Origin of the sequence: Flavobacterium glycines (assembly GCF_900100165.1) — a bacterium.
GTDB classification, from domain to species: Bacteria; Bacteroidota; Bacteroidia; order Flavobacteriales; family Flavobacteriaceae; genus Flavobacterium; species Flavobacterium glycines.
This window is the reverse complement of record NZ_FNEO01000001.1, coordinates 881,668-896,680: the sequence shown is the minus strand read 5'-3', so window position 1 is coordinate 896,680 and position 15,013 is coordinate 881,668. Positions and strand designations below refer to the sequence as shown.

At 33.9% G+C, this 15,013-nt stretch carries 18 protein-coding genes; 15 read left to right on the top strand and 3 right to left on the bottom strand.

The window, feature by feature from the left end; all coding sequences use genetic code 11:
* Positions 1-157 precede the first annotated feature (157 nt).
* Positions 158-532: a hypothetical protein gene (locus tag BLR17_RS03450; RefSeq protein WP_066325708.1), complete on the top strand. Its 375-nt coding sequence runs from the start codon at positions 158-160 to the stop codon at positions 530-532.
* Between the two features lie 196 nt (positions 533-728).
* Complete coding sequence (locus BLR17_RS03445) at positions 729-1,283, top strand: REP-associated tyrosine transposase (protein WP_066325709.1); 555 nt, start codon at positions 729-731, stop codon at positions 1,281-1,283.
* Between the two features lie 142 nt (positions 1,284-1,425).
* Here BLR17_RS03445 and BLR17_RS03440 read toward each other — a convergent pair whose 3' ends face one another.
* From BLR17_RS03440 to BLR17_RS03430, 3 genes are all read right to left on the bottom strand, one after another.
* The gene (locus BLR17_RS03440) at positions 1,426-3,300 is read right to left on the bottom strand and encodes a M1 family metallopeptidase (protein WP_066327610.1); all 1,875 of its coding nucleotides are present in this window, start codon (positions 3,298-3,300) and stop codon (positions 1,426-1,428) included.
* Positions 3,301-3,364: 64 nt separating this feature from the next.
* The gene (locus BLR17_RS03435) at positions 3,365-4,987 is read right to left on the bottom strand and encodes a S8 family peptidase (RefSeq protein ID WP_066327612.1); all 1,623 of its coding nucleotides are present in this window, start codon (positions 4,985-4,987) and stop codon (positions 3,365-3,367) included.
* A 75-nt stretch (positions 4,988-5,062) separates the two neighbouring features.
* A complete protein-coding gene (locus BLR17_RS03430) occupies positions 5,063-5,923 on the bottom strand; it encodes an MBL fold metallo-hydrolase (protein WP_066327614.1) in 861 nt (286 codons plus the stop codon).
* 273 nt (positions 5,924-6,196) lie between these two features.
* Here BLR17_RS03430 and BLR17_RS03425 point away from each other — a divergent pair, with 273 nt between their 5' ends.
* The 13 genes from BLR17_RS03425 (at position 6,197) to BLR17_RS03365 (ending at position 14,936) form a co-directional block, all read left to right on the top strand.
* The gene (locus BLR17_RS03425) at positions 6,197-6,526 is read left to right on the top strand and encodes a HesB/IscA family protein (protein ID WP_066327616.1); all 330 of its coding nucleotides are present in this window, start codon (positions 6,197-6,199) and stop codon (positions 6,524-6,526) included.
* Positions 6,527-6,672: 146 nt separating this feature from the next.
* Entirely contained in the window at positions 6,673-8,121 is a 1,449-nt protein-coding gene (gene sufB, locus BLR17_RS03420) for a Fe-S cluster assembly protein SufB (RefSeq protein WP_066327618.1), read from the top strand.
* Between the two features lie 19 nt (positions 8,122-8,140).
* Positions 8,141-8,347, top strand: a complete 207-nt coding sequence (locus BLR17_RS03415) for a DUF2683 family protein (protein WP_066327620.1) — start codon at positions 8,141-8,143, stop codon at positions 8,345-8,347.
* Positions 8,338-8,610: a Txe/YoeB family addiction module toxin gene (locus BLR17_RS03410; RefSeq protein ID WP_066327622.1), complete on the top strand. Its 273-nt coding sequence runs from the start codon at positions 8,338-8,340 to the stop codon at positions 8,608-8,610. Before BLR17_RS03415 ends, BLR17_RS03410 begins: the two co-directional genes overlap by 10 nt.
* A gap of 13 nt (positions 8,611-8,623) precedes the next feature.
* On the top strand, positions 8,624-9,376 hold the full coding sequence (sufC, locus tag BLR17_RS03405; RefSeq protein ID WP_066327624.1) for a Fe-S cluster assembly ATPase SufC: 753 nt from the start codon (positions 8,624-8,626) through the stop codon (positions 9,374-9,376).
* 45 nt (positions 9,377-9,421) lie between these two features.
* Complete coding sequence (locus BLR17_RS03400) at positions 9,422-9,787, top strand: four helix bundle protein (protein ID WP_066327625.1); 366 nt, start codon at positions 9,422-9,424, stop codon at positions 9,785-9,787.
* Positions 9,788-9,858: 71 nt separating this feature from the next.
* Positions 9,859-11,175, top strand: a complete 1,317-nt coding sequence (gene sufD / locus BLR17_RS03395; protein ID WP_066327631.1) for a Fe-S cluster assembly protein SufD — start codon at positions 9,859-9,861, stop codon at positions 11,173-11,175.
* Between the two features lie 211 nt (positions 11,176-11,386).
* A complete protein-coding gene (locus BLR17_RS03390) occupies positions 11,387-12,601 on the top strand; it encodes an aminotransferase class V-fold PLP-dependent enzyme (protein WP_066327633.1) in 1,215 nt (404 codons plus the stop codon).
* Between the two features lie 3 nt (positions 12,602-12,604).
* The gene (locus BLR17_RS03385) at positions 12,605-13,042 is read left to right on the top strand and encodes a hypothetical protein (RefSeq protein WP_066327634.1); all 438 of its coding nucleotides are present in this window, start codon (positions 12,605-12,607) and stop codon (positions 13,040-13,042) included.
* A complete protein-coding gene (locus BLR17_RS03380) occupies positions 13,032-13,451 on the top strand; it encodes a SufE family protein (RefSeq protein ID WP_066327638.1) in 420 nt (139 codons plus the stop codon). Before BLR17_RS03385 ends, BLR17_RS03380 begins: the two co-directional genes overlap by 11 nt.
* Before the next feature lie 87 nt (positions 13,452-13,538).
* Positions 13,539-13,952 carry a GxxExxY protein gene (locus tag BLR17_RS03375; protein WP_066327652.1) on the top strand — a complete coding sequence of 138 codons (414 nt, stop codon included), beginning with the start codon at positions 13,539-13,541 and terminating at the stop codon, positions 13,950-13,952.
* A gap of 71 nt (positions 13,953-14,023) precedes the next feature.
* Positions 14,024-14,347, top strand: coding sequence for an SUF system Fe-S cluster assembly protein (locus BLR17_RS03370; protein ID WP_066327654.1), 324 nt, complete (start codon positions 14,024-14,026; stop codon positions 14,345-14,347).
* A 76-nt stretch (positions 14,348-14,423) separates the two neighbouring features.
* On the top strand, positions 14,424-14,936 hold the full coding sequence (locus BLR17_RS03365) for a DUF2480 family protein (protein WP_066327656.1): 513 nt from the start codon (positions 14,424-14,426) through the stop codon (positions 14,934-14,936).
* Positions 14,937-15,013: the final 77 nt, after the last annotated feature.

Here is a 15,013-nt window from a genome sequence, read left to right as displayed (position 1 = left end):
TTACAAAGTAAAAGCTATTTCGTACACTTCTTTAAGTAAAGAATAACAGCAACTGATTGTAAGAACTTTTTGATTAGATTTGTTTTGACAATTTTTGCGGGCACAGGCAAATGCCTAACGATTGTGATATAATAGCAAATAAAACTACAAAATTGGAATGAAAAACATATTTGATTATACTTATTTTAGAACAGCAAAAAGGCATTTTAAAAGAGATGGAGTAGAAGCTTTTACAGCTGTCTTAACCATTTCCTTTATTGTTTTTCTTTATTGTATACCTTTATATAGTTTTTTAATTGATATTTTGAATTTTAAACTAACTCATTCATACGATAAAATTATATTAAGTTTTATTGGGTTATTTATTTTTTTTTCAACCAAGAGAAGATATAAAGGAAAATATTTTACATATAGAGACAAATGGATAAATGAAACTAAACGAGAAAAATTATTAGGTGAACTATTCATTGTATTTTTCTTTTTCTCCCCTTTATTAATTATGTTTATAATGCAACACTTCTGTGCTTTTTAATTACCCCGACCGCTCAGATATGTGCGATTCGTTAGCGCAGGCATTTGCCTGTGCCCACAAAGTAGAGTAAATACATTAAAAATAAGTTGTAGTCGTAAATGACCACAACTTTCCCCGACCGCTCAGATATGTGCGATTCGTTAGCGCAGGCATTTGCCTGTGCCCACAAAGTAGAGTAAATACATTAAAAATAAAAATGTCAACAAAATATAAAGCAACAACTACTGAAGATGCCTATTTTATAACCATAACAACAGTGGGTTGGATTGATGTATTCACGAGATTAAATCAAAAAGAATCAATTATCAAAGCCTTACAATTTTGTCAAAAAAACAAAGGTTTAGAGATTTATGCATATTGTATTATGACCAGTCATATTCACTTGCTTTGTAAAACAACAAATGGCTTCATAATGTCGGATGTTATGCGAGATTTTAAAAGATTCACTTCCAAAAAAATTATTGAAATCATACTAGATGAACCTGAAAGTCGAAAAGAATGGATGTTGGAATATTTTAAAAAAGCATGTGAACATCTAAAGAAAGAGCAACAATATAAAGTATGGCAAAATGGTTATCATGCTGAACATATTTACAGCAACAAATTTATTCGCCAAAAATTAGATTATATCCACAACAATCCTGTAAAAGACAAAATTGTTACTTTGCCGGAAGATTATTATTTTAGTTCTGCAAGAAATTATGGAGGTTTAGATAATGAGCTAGAAGTGATTTTATTAGACTTGTTTTGAAAATCTTTGCGGGCACAGGCAAATGCCTGCGCTAACGTTTGTGATAAAACTGAACGATTGGGATATTTACCTGTGTACAAAAAAACAAACCCGACAGTTTTCGAAAACTGTCGGGTTTCTATCATAAATGAAGAAATAAAAATCACTTCACCTCATAAGTATTATTTTTTAATTGTACATCAGCCATTAAACCGCTTGGGTCAATTGTGATTTTTTTAATTGTGCTCTTGGGTTTTTCAATAGTAAACTCATATTTTGGGTTGGCCCAGGTCCAATCATTCAACACTGTTCTTTTAATTAACGGATTAGGATTGGCTTTTTCAAAAAATAGCATTCGCAACGGAATGTAAAAACTTTCTACAGTCCCATCAGTATATTCCACCTGCAAATCGATAGGCATCGGCATGCGACCAATTCGTTCTAAACTAACAACTGTATTTTCTGCATTCTCCGAAACAGCAGTAATTCCGTAATCAATAGTATTAGTCGTTTGCGTCCAATCGGTTAAATACCAATCGAGTTCCGCTCCCGAAACACGCTCGGCCGTGCGCTTAATATCATTGGGCGTAGGATGTTTGAATTTAAAATCCTGATAATACCTCTTTATGGTTTCGGCTAATTTATCCTGACCTATCAAATAACCCAATTGTGACAGGAAGATACTTCCTTTAACATAAGAAGAAATACTATAGGAACGATTCAAATCATAACGGTCAGCATGTGTGGTTTGTGGCTGTTCCTTACCGGAATTCACCAAAGAATAATACGCCTTATAATTTTCTTCAAATGGGTTTACTGCTTTTTTTCCTGTAATTTCATTTACGGCTAAATCTTCTACATAAGTTGTGAAACCTTCGTCCATCCAGGGATGTTTGGATTCATTAGAAGCCAAAATATGCTGAAACCAGCTATGTCCTAATTCATGCGTAGCTGTCCCAAAAACACCTTCCAGTGTTCCGTTTCCTAAAATCAGGGTACACATGGCATATTCCATTCCGCCATCGCCACCCTGAATAAAAGAATATTGTTTGTATGGATATTTACCAATATTCTTATTATAAAAATCCATCACCTGAACCATCAAAGGCTGCAATTTTTTCCAATTGTCTATAATTTTAGGATTGTTTTTGTACAAAAAATGCAAATCCACATTATTAGGTCCTTTGACTACATCGTGCAAATATTCCTTATCGGCTGCCCAGGTAAAATCATGCACCATTGGCGCCACAAAATGCCAGGTGAGTTTTTTGGTTCCCTTTGGATATTTTACCTGAACTCCGGCATCCTGATAACCATGTCCAATTTTGTTTGGTTTTTGCAAATAACCGGATCCTCCTAAAACATAATCCTTATCAATGGTAATTTTTACATCAAAATTACCCCAAACGCCATGAAATTCTCGGGCAATGTAAGGATCGGCATGCCAGCCTTCAAAATCAAATTCGGCAATTTTAGGATACCACTGCGACATCGAAAAGGCGACACCTTCGGCGTTATTTCTACCCGAACGACGAATTTGCAACGGAACCTGACCGCCGAAATCCAATGTAAAAGTGGTTTTAGAATGCGGCAAAATGGGTTTTGCCAAAACCACCTCCAGAATAGTCCCAATAGTTTTTGTACCGGCAACCACTCCATCTTGCTTAAAATTGCTAACTTTTAAATATCCTATTTCGTTAGGTTTCAAATTCTGAATGCGGTTTTCTTTTACTTCCGTATCGCCTACTTTGGTTTTTCTAACCATTCGGGCATCGGCATCTTTGATATTATCAGCTCTTTCGGCCATTTCACTGCCCGGTTGAAAAGCATTGGGATACAAATGATAATACACTTTCCTTAAAGTATCCGACGAATTATTGGCATACACCAATTCCTGCTTCCCTTTGTATTTAAAATGTTCCGCATCCATGATCACTTCCATTTTATAATCAACGGCCTGCTGCCAATAGGAAGCGTTTTGAGCAGTTACAAGAAGTGCATTTGAAAAAAGCAATGCAAGAAATAGAATTTTTCTCATATGTTTTTTTAAATAAAAAATGGAAGGACTCAGCATCCTTCCATTTGATTAACAGCTATTGGAATTATTTTTTAGCTATTTTGTTTGCTAATAAAATAGCATTGTAAGCGTTTATCATTTTTCCTGTTGTGGACAATTCGTTAAACGGACGAACATCATTTGGATTACCACCTACCACAACATCCATATTAATTGCCACTCCCGAATCCATCAAAATGTGTTTTACCTGAGAAGCCGTCAACTTTGGATAATACGAACGAATTAATGCCGCTACTCCGGCTACGTTTGGCGCAGCCATAGAAGTACCTTTTAAAAATTTATACGTATTTCCCGGAGTCGAAGCATAGATTTTTACACCAGGTGCAAAAACATCTACATTAATTTTCCCGATATTTGAAAAACCAGCCACAACTTTATCTCCGTATTCGAAATTTAAAGCACCAACGGTAATTAAATTATCTGAAATTTCGGTTTTCTTATCCTCTGAATCATTCGGAAAATTATCAAAATAGTCAATGTTTTTAGCATCATTTCCTGCTGCATGAACGATTAACACGTCTTTTTTAGCGGCGTATTTAATTGCATCAAAAACCCAATTTTTATGTGGTGAAAAACTTTTTCCAAAACTTCCGTTAATCACTTTCGCGCCATTATCTACAGCATAGCGAATAGCCAAAGCAATATCTTTGTCGTACTCATCACCATCAGGAACAGCACGCACCGTAAGAATCGCTACATTATTAGCAATCCCGTCACCTCCGATATTGTTATTTCTTTGCTGCGCGACAATTCCCGCCACATGCGTTCCGTGAAGCGCTTCTTCCCTGTCGGGTCCTGTTACATTATTATTTCCATAATTAGTAACGGTAATGTCATTTGGATTATCACCCAGAACCTTTCTGTAGTCAGGTTTTAAATTATCACCACTGATAATCAAATTATTTTTTTCAATTTCCTTCTTAAAAGTATCTTCTAACCCCTTTACACTCATCCCATAAGCAAACATCTTTTTCATGACATTTTTGCTTTTCTGAACCAAAGCATCCTGAGAATCTAACGCATCAAGTTCTTCGACAGTGTACACTGTTTTACCTAATTGCTCTGCAATAACTTTATCTGCATCCTGCAAAGCAACCAACAAACCTTCATAATGTTTTTTATACAATGGAGCTTCGGCAACCACCTTGTCATTAAATTTTTTAGCTGCCTGATAAGTTGCCTCATCTGTAATCGTTTTGTCTTTGACAATTCTTTCGTATTCTAAATTTTCTTTGGTAATATCTCCCAGAAAATTCCAACCGTGAATATCATCTACATAACCATTTTTGTCATCATCAATTCCATTTCCGGAAATTTCTTTGGCATTTGTCCAAATCACCGATTTCAAATCCTCATGTTCAATATCTACACCCGAATCCACAATTCCAACAATGACTTTTTTTGATTTTCTGTCTTTCAACAATTCAGCATAAGTCCTGTCAACGCTCATTCCCGGAACTGTATCTTTCACAATATCGTGATGATTCCAACGTTTCAATTCGTTCTCTGTCAGCTCCTTATTTTTTTTACTATTTACAGGTGCTGTTATTGCTGTTAATGATTTATAATCAGGTAATTTTTGCGCTCCGCAGCCTGCTAAAATCAAAGCAGAAAAAACAGAAATACAAATGGGTTTTATAGTATTCATGTACTTTATATTTTTAGTCCATTTCAAATATAAATTAAAAATAATTTTTCTATTATAAAAATACCAGGATTAACACTAGATTAAGATATCCTCACATGAAAAAACTTCATTCAGGCGAACTCCTTTTTCGGTATGTTGTACTGTTATTATTTCATTATGCGCATCGTGCTCCAGAAACAAATAGTAATTATTATCAGCAGCTGCATTCATGAATTTTGTTTTTTCATCCATTGTCAGAAGTGGTCGGGTATCATAGCCCATAACATAAGGAATAGGAATATGTCCGGCTGTAGGCAACAAATCAGCGCAAAAGACAATCGTTTTTCCTTTGTATTGAATATGCGGAATCATCTGTTTTTCGGTATGTCCATCGACAAAGAAAATCCCAAAATCCAATTCTGATTTTTTCAGAAAATCACCTTCGATTCTTTTTATGAAATTCAGCTGACCGCTTTCCTGCATCGGCAAAATATTCTCTGATAAAAATGAAGCTTTTTCACGGGAATTAGGTTCAGTAGCCCATTTCCAATGGTTTTCATTCGACCAAAATTTAGCATTTTTAAAAGCAGGTTCATAACCCGTTTTATTTTTATTCCACTGAATAGCGCCACCACAATGATCAAAATGAAGATGCGTTAAAAACACATCGGTAATATCATCACGATGAAAACCGTATTTAGCCAATGATGCATCCATAGAATGGGTTCCCCAAAGCGAATAATACCCAAAAAACTTCTCCGATTGCTTATTTCCCATTCCGGCATCAATCAAAATCAAACGATTACCCTCTTCAATTAACAAACTCCGGGCAGCAATATCTATTAAATTGTTGGCATCAGCGGGATTGGTTTTATTCCAAATCGTTTTTGGAACTACCCCAAACATAGCGCCTCCGTCCAATTTAAAATTTCCGGTTTCAATAGGATATAATTTCATGTTTTTCGTTTAAAAATTCACTTTGGCAATTTATGAAAATCCATCCAGTTCGATAAAAAAACAACGATTTATTAGTTGAAAAATTCCAAAAATCCATTTTTAGTCTAAAAGCTGATTTTCAAACACAAAGCTTTAATAAATTGTATTCATTCTAAAATTAAGAACAGAAATAAATAATATCTATTTCCTTATTAGTTATAAAAATGTTATCTATTGTGGAATACGGTTTTTATACCTTATCTTTGCAATTAATTTAGACAAAATCTACATACAATGATACAGGTTTCAGATACTGCCAGAAAAAAAATTATCTCTTTGATGGAAGAAGATGGTTTTAATGCTTCTACTGACTATGTAAGAGTAGGTGTTAAGAGTGGCGGATGCTCGGGCTTATCTTATGATTTAAAGTTCGACAAAAACAAAGGTGAGGATGATAAGATTTTCGTAGACAACGATATTACTATTGCCGTTGAAAAAAAATCATTCCTATATCTTGCCGGAACAATTTTAGAATATTCGGGAGGATTAAACGGAAAAGGATTTGTTTTCAATAACCCAAATGCCACCAGAACTTGCGGATGCGGAGAAAGTTTTTCTCTTTAAATCCTGAAAAAAACAAACCTAATTTTAAGAATTTACAAACTCCATAAAAGTGAAATAAATTCTAAAATTTTTAGAATCTAATAAATGATTAAAAACTATTTAAAGAACTTTTAATCTTTAAATTTTTCAATCTTTAAATAAACAAGATGAGTAAATATACAGAAGACGATTTAAAAATCGAACTCGAAAACAAAGAATACGAATACGGATTTTATACCAATCTGGAATCGGAAACTTTTCCTATTGGGTTAAATGAAGACATTGTTCGTGCCATTTCACAAAAAAAAGGAGAACCGCAATGGATGACTGACTGGCGTATTGAGTCTTTCAGAGCATGGGAAGAAATGACAGAACCTGAATGGGCTAACGTAAAATATACTAAACCAGATTTCCAAGCCATTTCTTATTATTCGGCTCCCAAAAAAGTAGATCCAAACAAAACGCTGGACGATGTGGATCCTGAACTTTTAGAGATGTACAAAAAATTAGGAATCTCTCTTGATGAGCAAAAAAAGATGAACAATATAGCGATGGACATCGTTGTAGATTCTGTTTCTGTTGCTACTACTTTTCAAAAAACATTAGCCGAAAAAGGAATTATCTTTATGAGTATTTCTGAGGCTATCAAAGAACACCCTGAATTAGTTCGTAAATATTTGGGAACTGTAGTTCCGCAAAAAGACAACTTTTATGCCGCTTTGAACTCGGCTGTTTTCTCTGACGGATCTTTCTGTTATATCCCAAAAGGAGTACGTTGCCCAATGGAACTTTCAACTTATTTCCGTATCAATCAGGCGGGAACAGGTCAGTTTGAAAGAACCTTAGTTATTGCCGATGAAGGAAGTTATGTTTCTTACCTGGAAGGTTGTACTGCTCCAAGTCGTGACGAAAATCAATTACACGCAGCGGTTGTAGAGTTAATTGCTCTTGACGATGCAGAAATTAAATATTCTACAGTTCAAAACTGGTTCCCTGGAAATAAAGAAGGTAAAGGTGGTGTTTTCAACTTTGTAACCAAAAGAGGTTTATGCGAAACCAACGCTAAAATTTCATGGACTCAGGTAGAAACAGGTTCTGCTGTAACCTGGAAATACCCTTCTTGCGTATTAAAAGGAGACAACTCAGTAGGTGAATTCTATTCGATTGCTGTAACTAATAATTTCCAACAGGCTGATACCGGAACAAAAATGATTCATTTAGGTAAAAACACTAAATCAACTATCATTTCCAAAGGTATTTCAGCAGGAAAATCACAAAACAGCTACAGAGGATTAGTACAGATTTCTCCAAGAGCAGACAATGCCCGAAACTTTTCTCAATGTGACTCGTTATTAATGGGTAACAATTGCGGAGCTCACACTTTCCCTTATATCGAAAGCAAAAGTCCATCGGCTAAAATAGAACACGAAGCTACGACTTCTAAAATTGGTGAAGATCAGGTTTTCTATTGTAACCAACGTGGTATTCCTACTGAAAAAGCCATTGCATTAATCGTAAACGGTTTCAGTAAAGAAGTATTGAACAAGTTACCAATGGAATTTGCCGTAGAAGCTCAAAAATTATTAGAAATCTCATTAGAAGGTTCGGTAGGATAATCTTTAAATTCTAAGCAACATGGATATTGTTTTAAAAAATGTAAAGAAAAAAGATTTTCCGGTGTTAAAATCACTGGCAAAATCACTTGGTTTTGAAATTACAATTGAAGACGAAAAACCATACAATGAAGAATTTGTAAAAGAAATTTTGGAAGCTGAAAAAAGCATAAAAGAAGGCAGAGGAATTCGAATGACAATGGAGGAATTGAAAGAACTATGCAAATAGAATTTTCCGATAAAGCAAAAGCTGATTTAGATTTTTGGGTAAAGTCCGGAAATAAAGGAATATTAAAAAAGATTTATTCTTTGATAGAAGACATTCAATTACATCCTTATGAAGGCATCGGAAAACCTGAAGAATTAAAACATCAATTATCCGGACGCTGGTCAAGAAGAATTAATAGAGAACACCGTATCATATATAAAGTTACTGAAGAAAACAAAATAGAAATTTTAGATATCCTTTCCTTAAAAGGACATTACGAATAAAACAAAAAAACTGATGTTAAGTATAAAAAATTTACAAGCCTCTATAGGTGATAAAGAAATTCTTAAAGGAATAAACCTTGAAGTAAAAGCAGGAGAAGTTCATGCGATAATGGGACCTAATGGAGCAGGAAAAAGTACACTTTCGGCAATTATTGCAGGAAACGAAAACTACGAAGTAACAGAAGGAGAGATCTTATTAGACAACGAAGATATTTCTGAATTAGCTCCTGAAGAAAGAGCACACAAAGGAGTATTCCTTTCTTTTCAATATCCGGTTGAAATCCCTGGAGTTTCAGTTACTAACTTCATGAAAACAGCTATCAACGAAAAGCGTAAAGCTAACGGTCAGGAAGAAATGCCGGCTAACGAAATGTTGAAAGTTATTCGTGAAAAATCAGAATTATTAGAAATTGACCGTAAGTTTTTGTCTCGTTCTCTTAACGAAGGTTTCTCAGGTGGTGAGAAAAAACGTAACGAGATTTTCCAAATGGCAATGTTAGAACCTAAATTAGCTATTCTTGACGAAACGGATTCAGGATTGGATATCGATGCTTTAAGAATTGTTGCCAATGGTGTTAACAAATTAAAAAGTGACAAAAACGCTATCATCGTTATCACACACTACCAAAGATTATTAGACTATATCGTTCCTGATTTTGTTCACGTTTTATATAACGGAAGAATTGTAAAATCCGGTGATGCCAGCCTGGCCTTAGAATTAGAAGAAAAAGGATACGACTGGATTAAACAAGAACAAGAAGCATAAAATTAACTAGTCTAAAGTCGAAGGTCAAAAGTCAAAAGAGAAATAATGGGTAAGTTTAATTCTTTCGAAGAAATTAATTCTTGGCAAAAAGCAAGACAATTCAACAAAAGAATTTACCTAATTACAGAAAATACAAATTTCAAAAAGGATTTTGATTTCGCCAGACAAATTAGACGGGCATCTATTTCAATAACGTCAAATATTGCAGAAGGTTTTGAAAGAAATACAGATAAAGAATTTATTTATTTTTTATACGTTGCAAAAGCATCTGCAGGAGAAGTTAGATCTCAATTATATTTGGCACTTGATTTAGATTATATTACAAAAGAAGAATTCGAAAAACTTTTAGAATCAGTAACAGAAATATCAAAATTGTTAAGTGGTTTTATTAAATACTTATCAAAAGTTTAAAGTTTAAAAGTTTAAGGTATAAAAGTTTACGCCTTTGACTTTATGACTTTCGACTTTAAGACTTAAATAAAATGGAATTAAAAGATAAATTAATCTCATCGTTCATGGCTTTCGAAGAACGCATTGATGTTCAAACAGAGCTTCATGAAGTAAGAACATCCGCTTTAAAAAACTTCGAAGAAAAAGGTTTCCCTACTAAAAAAGAGGAAGCCTGGAAATACACTTCGCTAAATGCCATTCTAAAAAATGACTTTACCGTATTTCCTAAAAAAGACAGCGCTATTGAATTTAAAGAAGTAAAAAAATACTTTCTTCACGAAATTGACTCTTACAAAGTTGTATTTATCGATGGTATTTTCAGTTCGCATCTTTCTTCAACAACTCACGACGGAATCGATGTTTGCTTAATGTCTTCGGCATTAACAAAACCAAAATACAAAATGGTTATTGATAACTATTTTAACAAAATTGCCAACAAAGAAGAAAGCCTTACTTCATTGAACACCGCTTTTGCCAGCGAAGGTGCTTACATCAACATCCCAAAAAGCAAGGTTGCAGACAAACCTATCGAAATCATGTATTTCTCTACAGGTAACGAAGCCGCTTTAATGGTTCAGCCTAGAAACTTGGTAATTGTGGGCGAAAACTCCCATGTACAAATTATTGAGCGTCATCAAAGCTTAAGCGGAAATCCGGTATTGACCAATTCAGTTACTGAGATTTTTGCTCAAAAACGTGCTATTGTAGATTATTACAAAATCCAAAATGACGATCTTGAAGCCAACTTAATTGATAACACTTACGTGTCGCAACAAAAAGAAAGTCACGTGTATGTTCACACTTTCTCTTTTGGTGGAAACCTAACCAGAAACAATCTGAATTTCTATCATTTTGGAGAAAGATTAACAAGCACATTAAACGGGATTACAATTATTGGCGAAAAACAACACGTCGATCATTATACTTTAGTGAATCACGCTCAACCTAACTGTGAGAGCTTCCAGGATTACAAAGGAATTTACAACGATCGTGCTACCGGAGTTTTCAACGGTAAAGTATTTGTAGACAAAATTGCTCAAAAAACCAATGCTTTCCAACAAAGCAACAACATTATCCTGAGCGACAAAGCTACCATCAATGCTAAACCGCAATTGGAAATTTTTGCCGATGATGTAAAATGTTCTCATGGTTGTACCGTAGGGCAATTAGACGATACCGCTTTATTTTATATGCAACAAAGAGGTATTCCTAAAAAAGAAGCCAAAGCTTTATTGATGTATGCCTTTTCAAATTCGGTTATTGAAAACATCAAAATCCCTGAATTAAAACAAAGAATCACTAAGATTATTGCAAATAAATTAGGCGTTAAATTGGGATTTGATATCTAATTAAATCCTGGATTAACAAAATCAATACAAAGGGCACAAGTTTATTTATAGAACATTGTGCCCTTTTCATTTTTATTTTCCAAAACCAAAAAAACTGTGGTTAGTTCTCCATAAATTAAACTGATACTACAATCAATCAAAACAAATAATTGCAGTTAAAAACAATTTTAGTTTTAGTACTTTTGTAAAATAGATTTTTTCTAAATAAGTTATGTTAGACATTCAAAAAATAAGAGCTGATTTTCCGATTCTGAATCAAAAAGTGAACGGAAAACCTTTAGTATATTTCGACAACGGAGCCACTTCTCAAAAACCTCAGGTAGTTATTGATGCTATTTCAAAATATTATCAGGAAATAAACGCTAATATTCACCGTGGGGTTCACACCCTTAGTCAATTAGCAACTGATGCTTACGAAATAGCCCGTGGAAAAGTACAAAATCACATTAATGCCAAACACGCTCATGAGGTACTTTTTACTTCAGGAACTACTTTTGGAATCAATTTGGTTGCCAATGGTTTTGCTTCTATTTTAAAACCAGGGGACGAAGTGATTGTTTCACATTTAGAACATCATAGTAATATTGTGCCTTGGCAAATGCTTTGCGAAAAAACCGGGGCTACCTTAAAGGTCATTCCTATGAACGAAGATGGTGAATTGATTATGGCCGAATATGACAAATTACTTTCGGATAAAACTAAAATCGTTGCAGTAAATCATATTTCTAATGCTTTGGGAACTATCAATCCTATCAAATACATGATTGATAAAGCGCATGAAGTAGGTGCTGCAATCCTGATTGACGGAGCACAATCGGTACCGCATTTAAAACCGGATGTTCAGGAATTGGATTGTGATTTCTATGCCTTTTCAGGTCATAAAATGTGCGGGCCAACAGGAACGGGAATTTTATATGGAAAAGAAACCTGGTTAAACAAGTTGCCTCCTTATCAGGGTGGTGGCGAAATGATTAAGGAAGTTTCTTTTGAGAAAACTACTTATGCCGAATTACCTCATAAATTTGAAGCCGGAACACCGCACATTGCAGGAGGAATTGTACTGGGAACCGCTATCGATTATATGAATGAGATCGGTTTTGAAAACATTCAAAAACAGGAATTAGAATTATTAGCCTATGCTACTGAAAAACTTTCAGAAATTGAAGGTTTACGCATTTATGGAAATTCTAAGAATAAAACATCGGTAATTTCGTTTAATATAGAAGGAATTCATCCTTATGACATTGGTACTATTATTGACAAATTAGGAATTGCAGTAAGAACAGGTCACCACTGTGCGCAACCAATTATGAATTTCTTTGGTATTCCGGGAACCATAAGAGCTTCGTTTTCTTTTTATAATACAAAAGAAGAAATCGACGCCTTAGTTGAAGCTGTTAAAAAGGCCCAATTAATGCTATCTTAAAACATGAAAATACTATCATTATTATTCCTGACTCTCTTTCTGAGCAAAGGCTGTGAAGGAGATGCTCAAAAAAAAATTGAAGCCGCTCAATTGATTTACACCGCTAACTCCAGAGGATTTCATCAGGAAATAATAATCGAAAAGCATTATGCCAACATAAAAAATGATAGAAAAGGAAAACCAACCCAAATAAAAATTAGCGATACCGACTGGAAAGAACTCATAAGACTTTTTAAAGATGTAGATTTAGATAAAATCAAAGATTTAAAATCTCCTACTGAAAAACGCTTTTATGATGGTGCGGCAATAGCCAATTTGAAAATAAATTACGAAGGTAAAAGCTATGAATCACAAAGCTTTGACCATGGTTTTCCACCTGATGCAATAAAAAAAATAGTGACTAAAATAAATTCATTTGCAAAACAAAACAATGAAAATTAAAGACATACAAGAAGAAATTGTTGACGAATTCTCGATGTTTGACGACTGGATGCAGCGTTATGAATACATCATCGAATTGGGAAAAAACCTTCCGTTAATCAAAGAAGAATTTAAAGTAGACGAAAATTTAATTAAAGGTTGTCAATCCAAAGTTTGGCTACAAGGAGAAAAAAATGACGATAAAATAATTTTCACCGCCGATAGCGATGCCATCTTAACCAAAGGAATCATTGCGATTTTAATTCGTGTTTTTTCAAATCAAACCCCAAAAGACATCATTGATGCCAACATGGATTTCATTGATGAAATAGGATTAAAAGAACATTTATCGCCTACCAGAGCCAATGGTTTGGTTTCGATGATTAAGAATATTAAGATGTATGCTTTGGCATTTAATGTGAAAAATTAATTTTTTATATAACCATATAAGTCATATAAGTTCATTGAAGAAAGTTTAATACTATCTTTATAATGCTACAAAATAATTATATTCTTTATGGTAACAAGAAAAGAATTAAAAGATTTAGTCTATAGAGTAAATGGCGCTGCAATTGAAGTTCATAAACATTTAGGTCCTGGACTTTTAGAAAGCATTTACCACAAATGCATGATTAAAGAACTAACTCTTAGAAAAATTAGTTTTAAATATGAACTAACTATACCCATCGAATACAAAGGTTTAGAATTAGAATCAGATTTGAGATGTGATTTATTTATTGAAGATTGTTTAGTTTTAGAACTTAAGGCAGTTGAAAAAATAGCGCCAATACATAAAGCACAATTGATAACTTATATGAATCTTTTAGAAGCACCGATGGGTTTATTAATTAATTTTAATGTAACTAACATTTTTCACGAAGGACAACAAACATACCTTGGTGATTTATACAGACAATTAAACGAAGAATAACAAATACTTATATGAACTCATATGCCCTTATATGGTTCAAAAAATAAGTCTATAATTTAACATAAAACAAAATGGAACAAGAAATAGATACAAACCAATTAGGAGAAGAGATTGTAAAAAAATTAAAAACCATTTACGATCCGGAAATTCCTGTAGATATTTACGAATTAGGATTAATTTATGACGTAATGGTTAACACCGATTATGAAGTAAAAATCCTTATGACACTTACTTCTCCAAACTGTCCGGTAGCTGAGAGTTTACCAAGAGAAGTAGAAGAAAAAATTAAATCCATTCCGGGTGTAAAAGGTGCCGAGGTAGAAATCACTTTCGATCCGCCATGGAGTAAAGACTTAATGAGCGAAGAAGCTAAATTAGAATTAGGAATGCTTTAAAAATTAGTATTCAGTTAGCAGTAGGCAGTTTCTATAGCTACTGTATACTGAACACTGATTACTGAACACTAAAAAAATGGAAGAAATAATTAACAAAGTGGCTAATAGTGCCTTGGAAGTATTCGATCTTGAAGATTACTATCCAAAAGGCATTCGCACGCAAATTGATATTTCGCGATGGTTACTGGAAGGATTTCTATTAAAAGAAAAAGACTTCAGGGAGCAGCTAAAAAATCATGATTGGGCGCAATACCAGGACCACTATGTTGCTATCTATTGCAGTACCGATGCTATCGTTCCTGCATGGGCATCTATTTTAGTTGCGATACAACTGGCTCCTTTTGCAAAAAAAATCATCAACGGAAATAAAGAAGATTTAGATGCAGCTTTATACGAAGAATTGCTTCCTAAACTGGACTACACCGTTTATGATAATAAATCGGTAATTATTAAAGGTTGTTCTAAAAAACCCGTACCTATGCGTGCTTATGTTTTAGCGGCTCATTATTTACAACCTTATGCCAGAAGTATTATGTACGGAGAGGCCTGTTCGGCAGTACCTTTATATAAAGCACCTAAAAAAGCTTAAAACTTATATTTATTGAATCAAATGCTACTTTACAAGTAGCATTTTTTTTATATTTACTATTCAAAAACTACTTTTAA

Excerpts from the sequence above, each read along its gene's own strand:
- BLR17_RS03450 (WP_066325708.1), top strand. The coding sequence starts at position 158 with ATGAAAAACATATTTGATTATACTTATTTTAGAACAGCAAAAAGGCAT.
- BLR17_RS03445 (WP_066325709.1), top strand. The coding sequence starts at position 729 with ATGTCAACAAAATATAAAGCAACAACTACTGAAGATGCCTATTTTATA.
- BLR17_RS03440 (WP_066327610.1), bottom strand. The coding sequence starts at position 3,300 with ATGAGAAAAATTCTATTTCTTGCATTGCTTTTTTCAAATGCACTTCTT.
- BLR17_RS03435 (WP_066327612.1), bottom strand. The coding sequence starts at position 4,987 with ATGAATACTATAAAACCCATTTGTATTTCTGTTTTTTCTGCTTTGATT.
- BLR17_RS03430 (WP_066327614.1), bottom strand. The coding sequence starts at position 5,923 with ATGAAATTATATCCTATTGAAACCGGAAATTTTAAATTGGACGGAGGC.
- BLR17_RS03425 (WP_066327616.1), top strand. The coding sequence starts at position 6,197 with ATGATACAGGTTTCAGATACTGCCAGAAAAAAAATTATCTCTTTGATG.
- sufB (WP_066327618.1), top strand. The coding sequence starts at position 6,673 with ATGAGTAAATATACAGAAGACGATTTAAAAATCGAACTCGAAAACAAA.
- BLR17_RS03415 (WP_066327620.1), top strand. The coding sequence starts at position 8,141 with ATGGATATTGTTTTAAAAAATGTAAAGAAAAAAGATTTTCCGGTGTTA.
- BLR17_RS03410 (WP_066327622.1), top strand. The coding sequence starts at position 8,338 with ATGCAAATAGAATTTTCCGATAAAGCAAAAGCTGATTTAGATTTTTGG.
- sufC (WP_066327624.1), top strand. The coding sequence starts at position 8,624 with ATGTTAAGTATAAAAAATTTACAAGCCTCTATAGGTGATAAAGAAATT.
- BLR17_RS03400 (WP_066327625.1), top strand. The coding sequence starts at position 9,422 with ATGGGTAAGTTTAATTCTTTCGAAGAAATTAATTCTTGGCAAAAAGCA.
- sufD (WP_066327631.1), top strand. The coding sequence starts at position 9,859 with ATGGAATTAAAAGATAAATTAATCTCATCGTTCATGGCTTTCGAAGAA.
- BLR17_RS03390 (WP_066327633.1), top strand. The coding sequence starts at position 11,387 with ATGTTAGACATTCAAAAAATAAGAGCTGATTTTCCGATTCTGAATCAA.
- BLR17_RS03385 (WP_066327634.1), top strand. The coding sequence starts at position 12,605 with ATGAAAATACTATCATTATTATTCCTGACTCTCTTTCTGAGCAAAGGC.
- BLR17_RS03380 (WP_066327638.1), top strand. The coding sequence starts at position 13,032 with ATGAAAATTAAAGACATACAAGAAGAAATTGTTGACGAATTCTCGATG.
- BLR17_RS03375 (WP_066327652.1), top strand. The coding sequence starts at position 13,539 with ATGGTAACAAGAAAAGAATTAAAAGATTTAGTCTATAGAGTAAATGGC.
- BLR17_RS03370 (WP_066327654.1), top strand. The coding sequence starts at position 14,024 with ATGGAACAAGAAATAGATACAAACCAATTAGGAGAAGAGATTGTAAAA.
- BLR17_RS03365 (WP_066327656.1), top strand. The coding sequence starts at position 14,424 with ATGGAAGAAATAATTAACAAAGTGGCTAATAGTGCCTTGGAAGTATTC.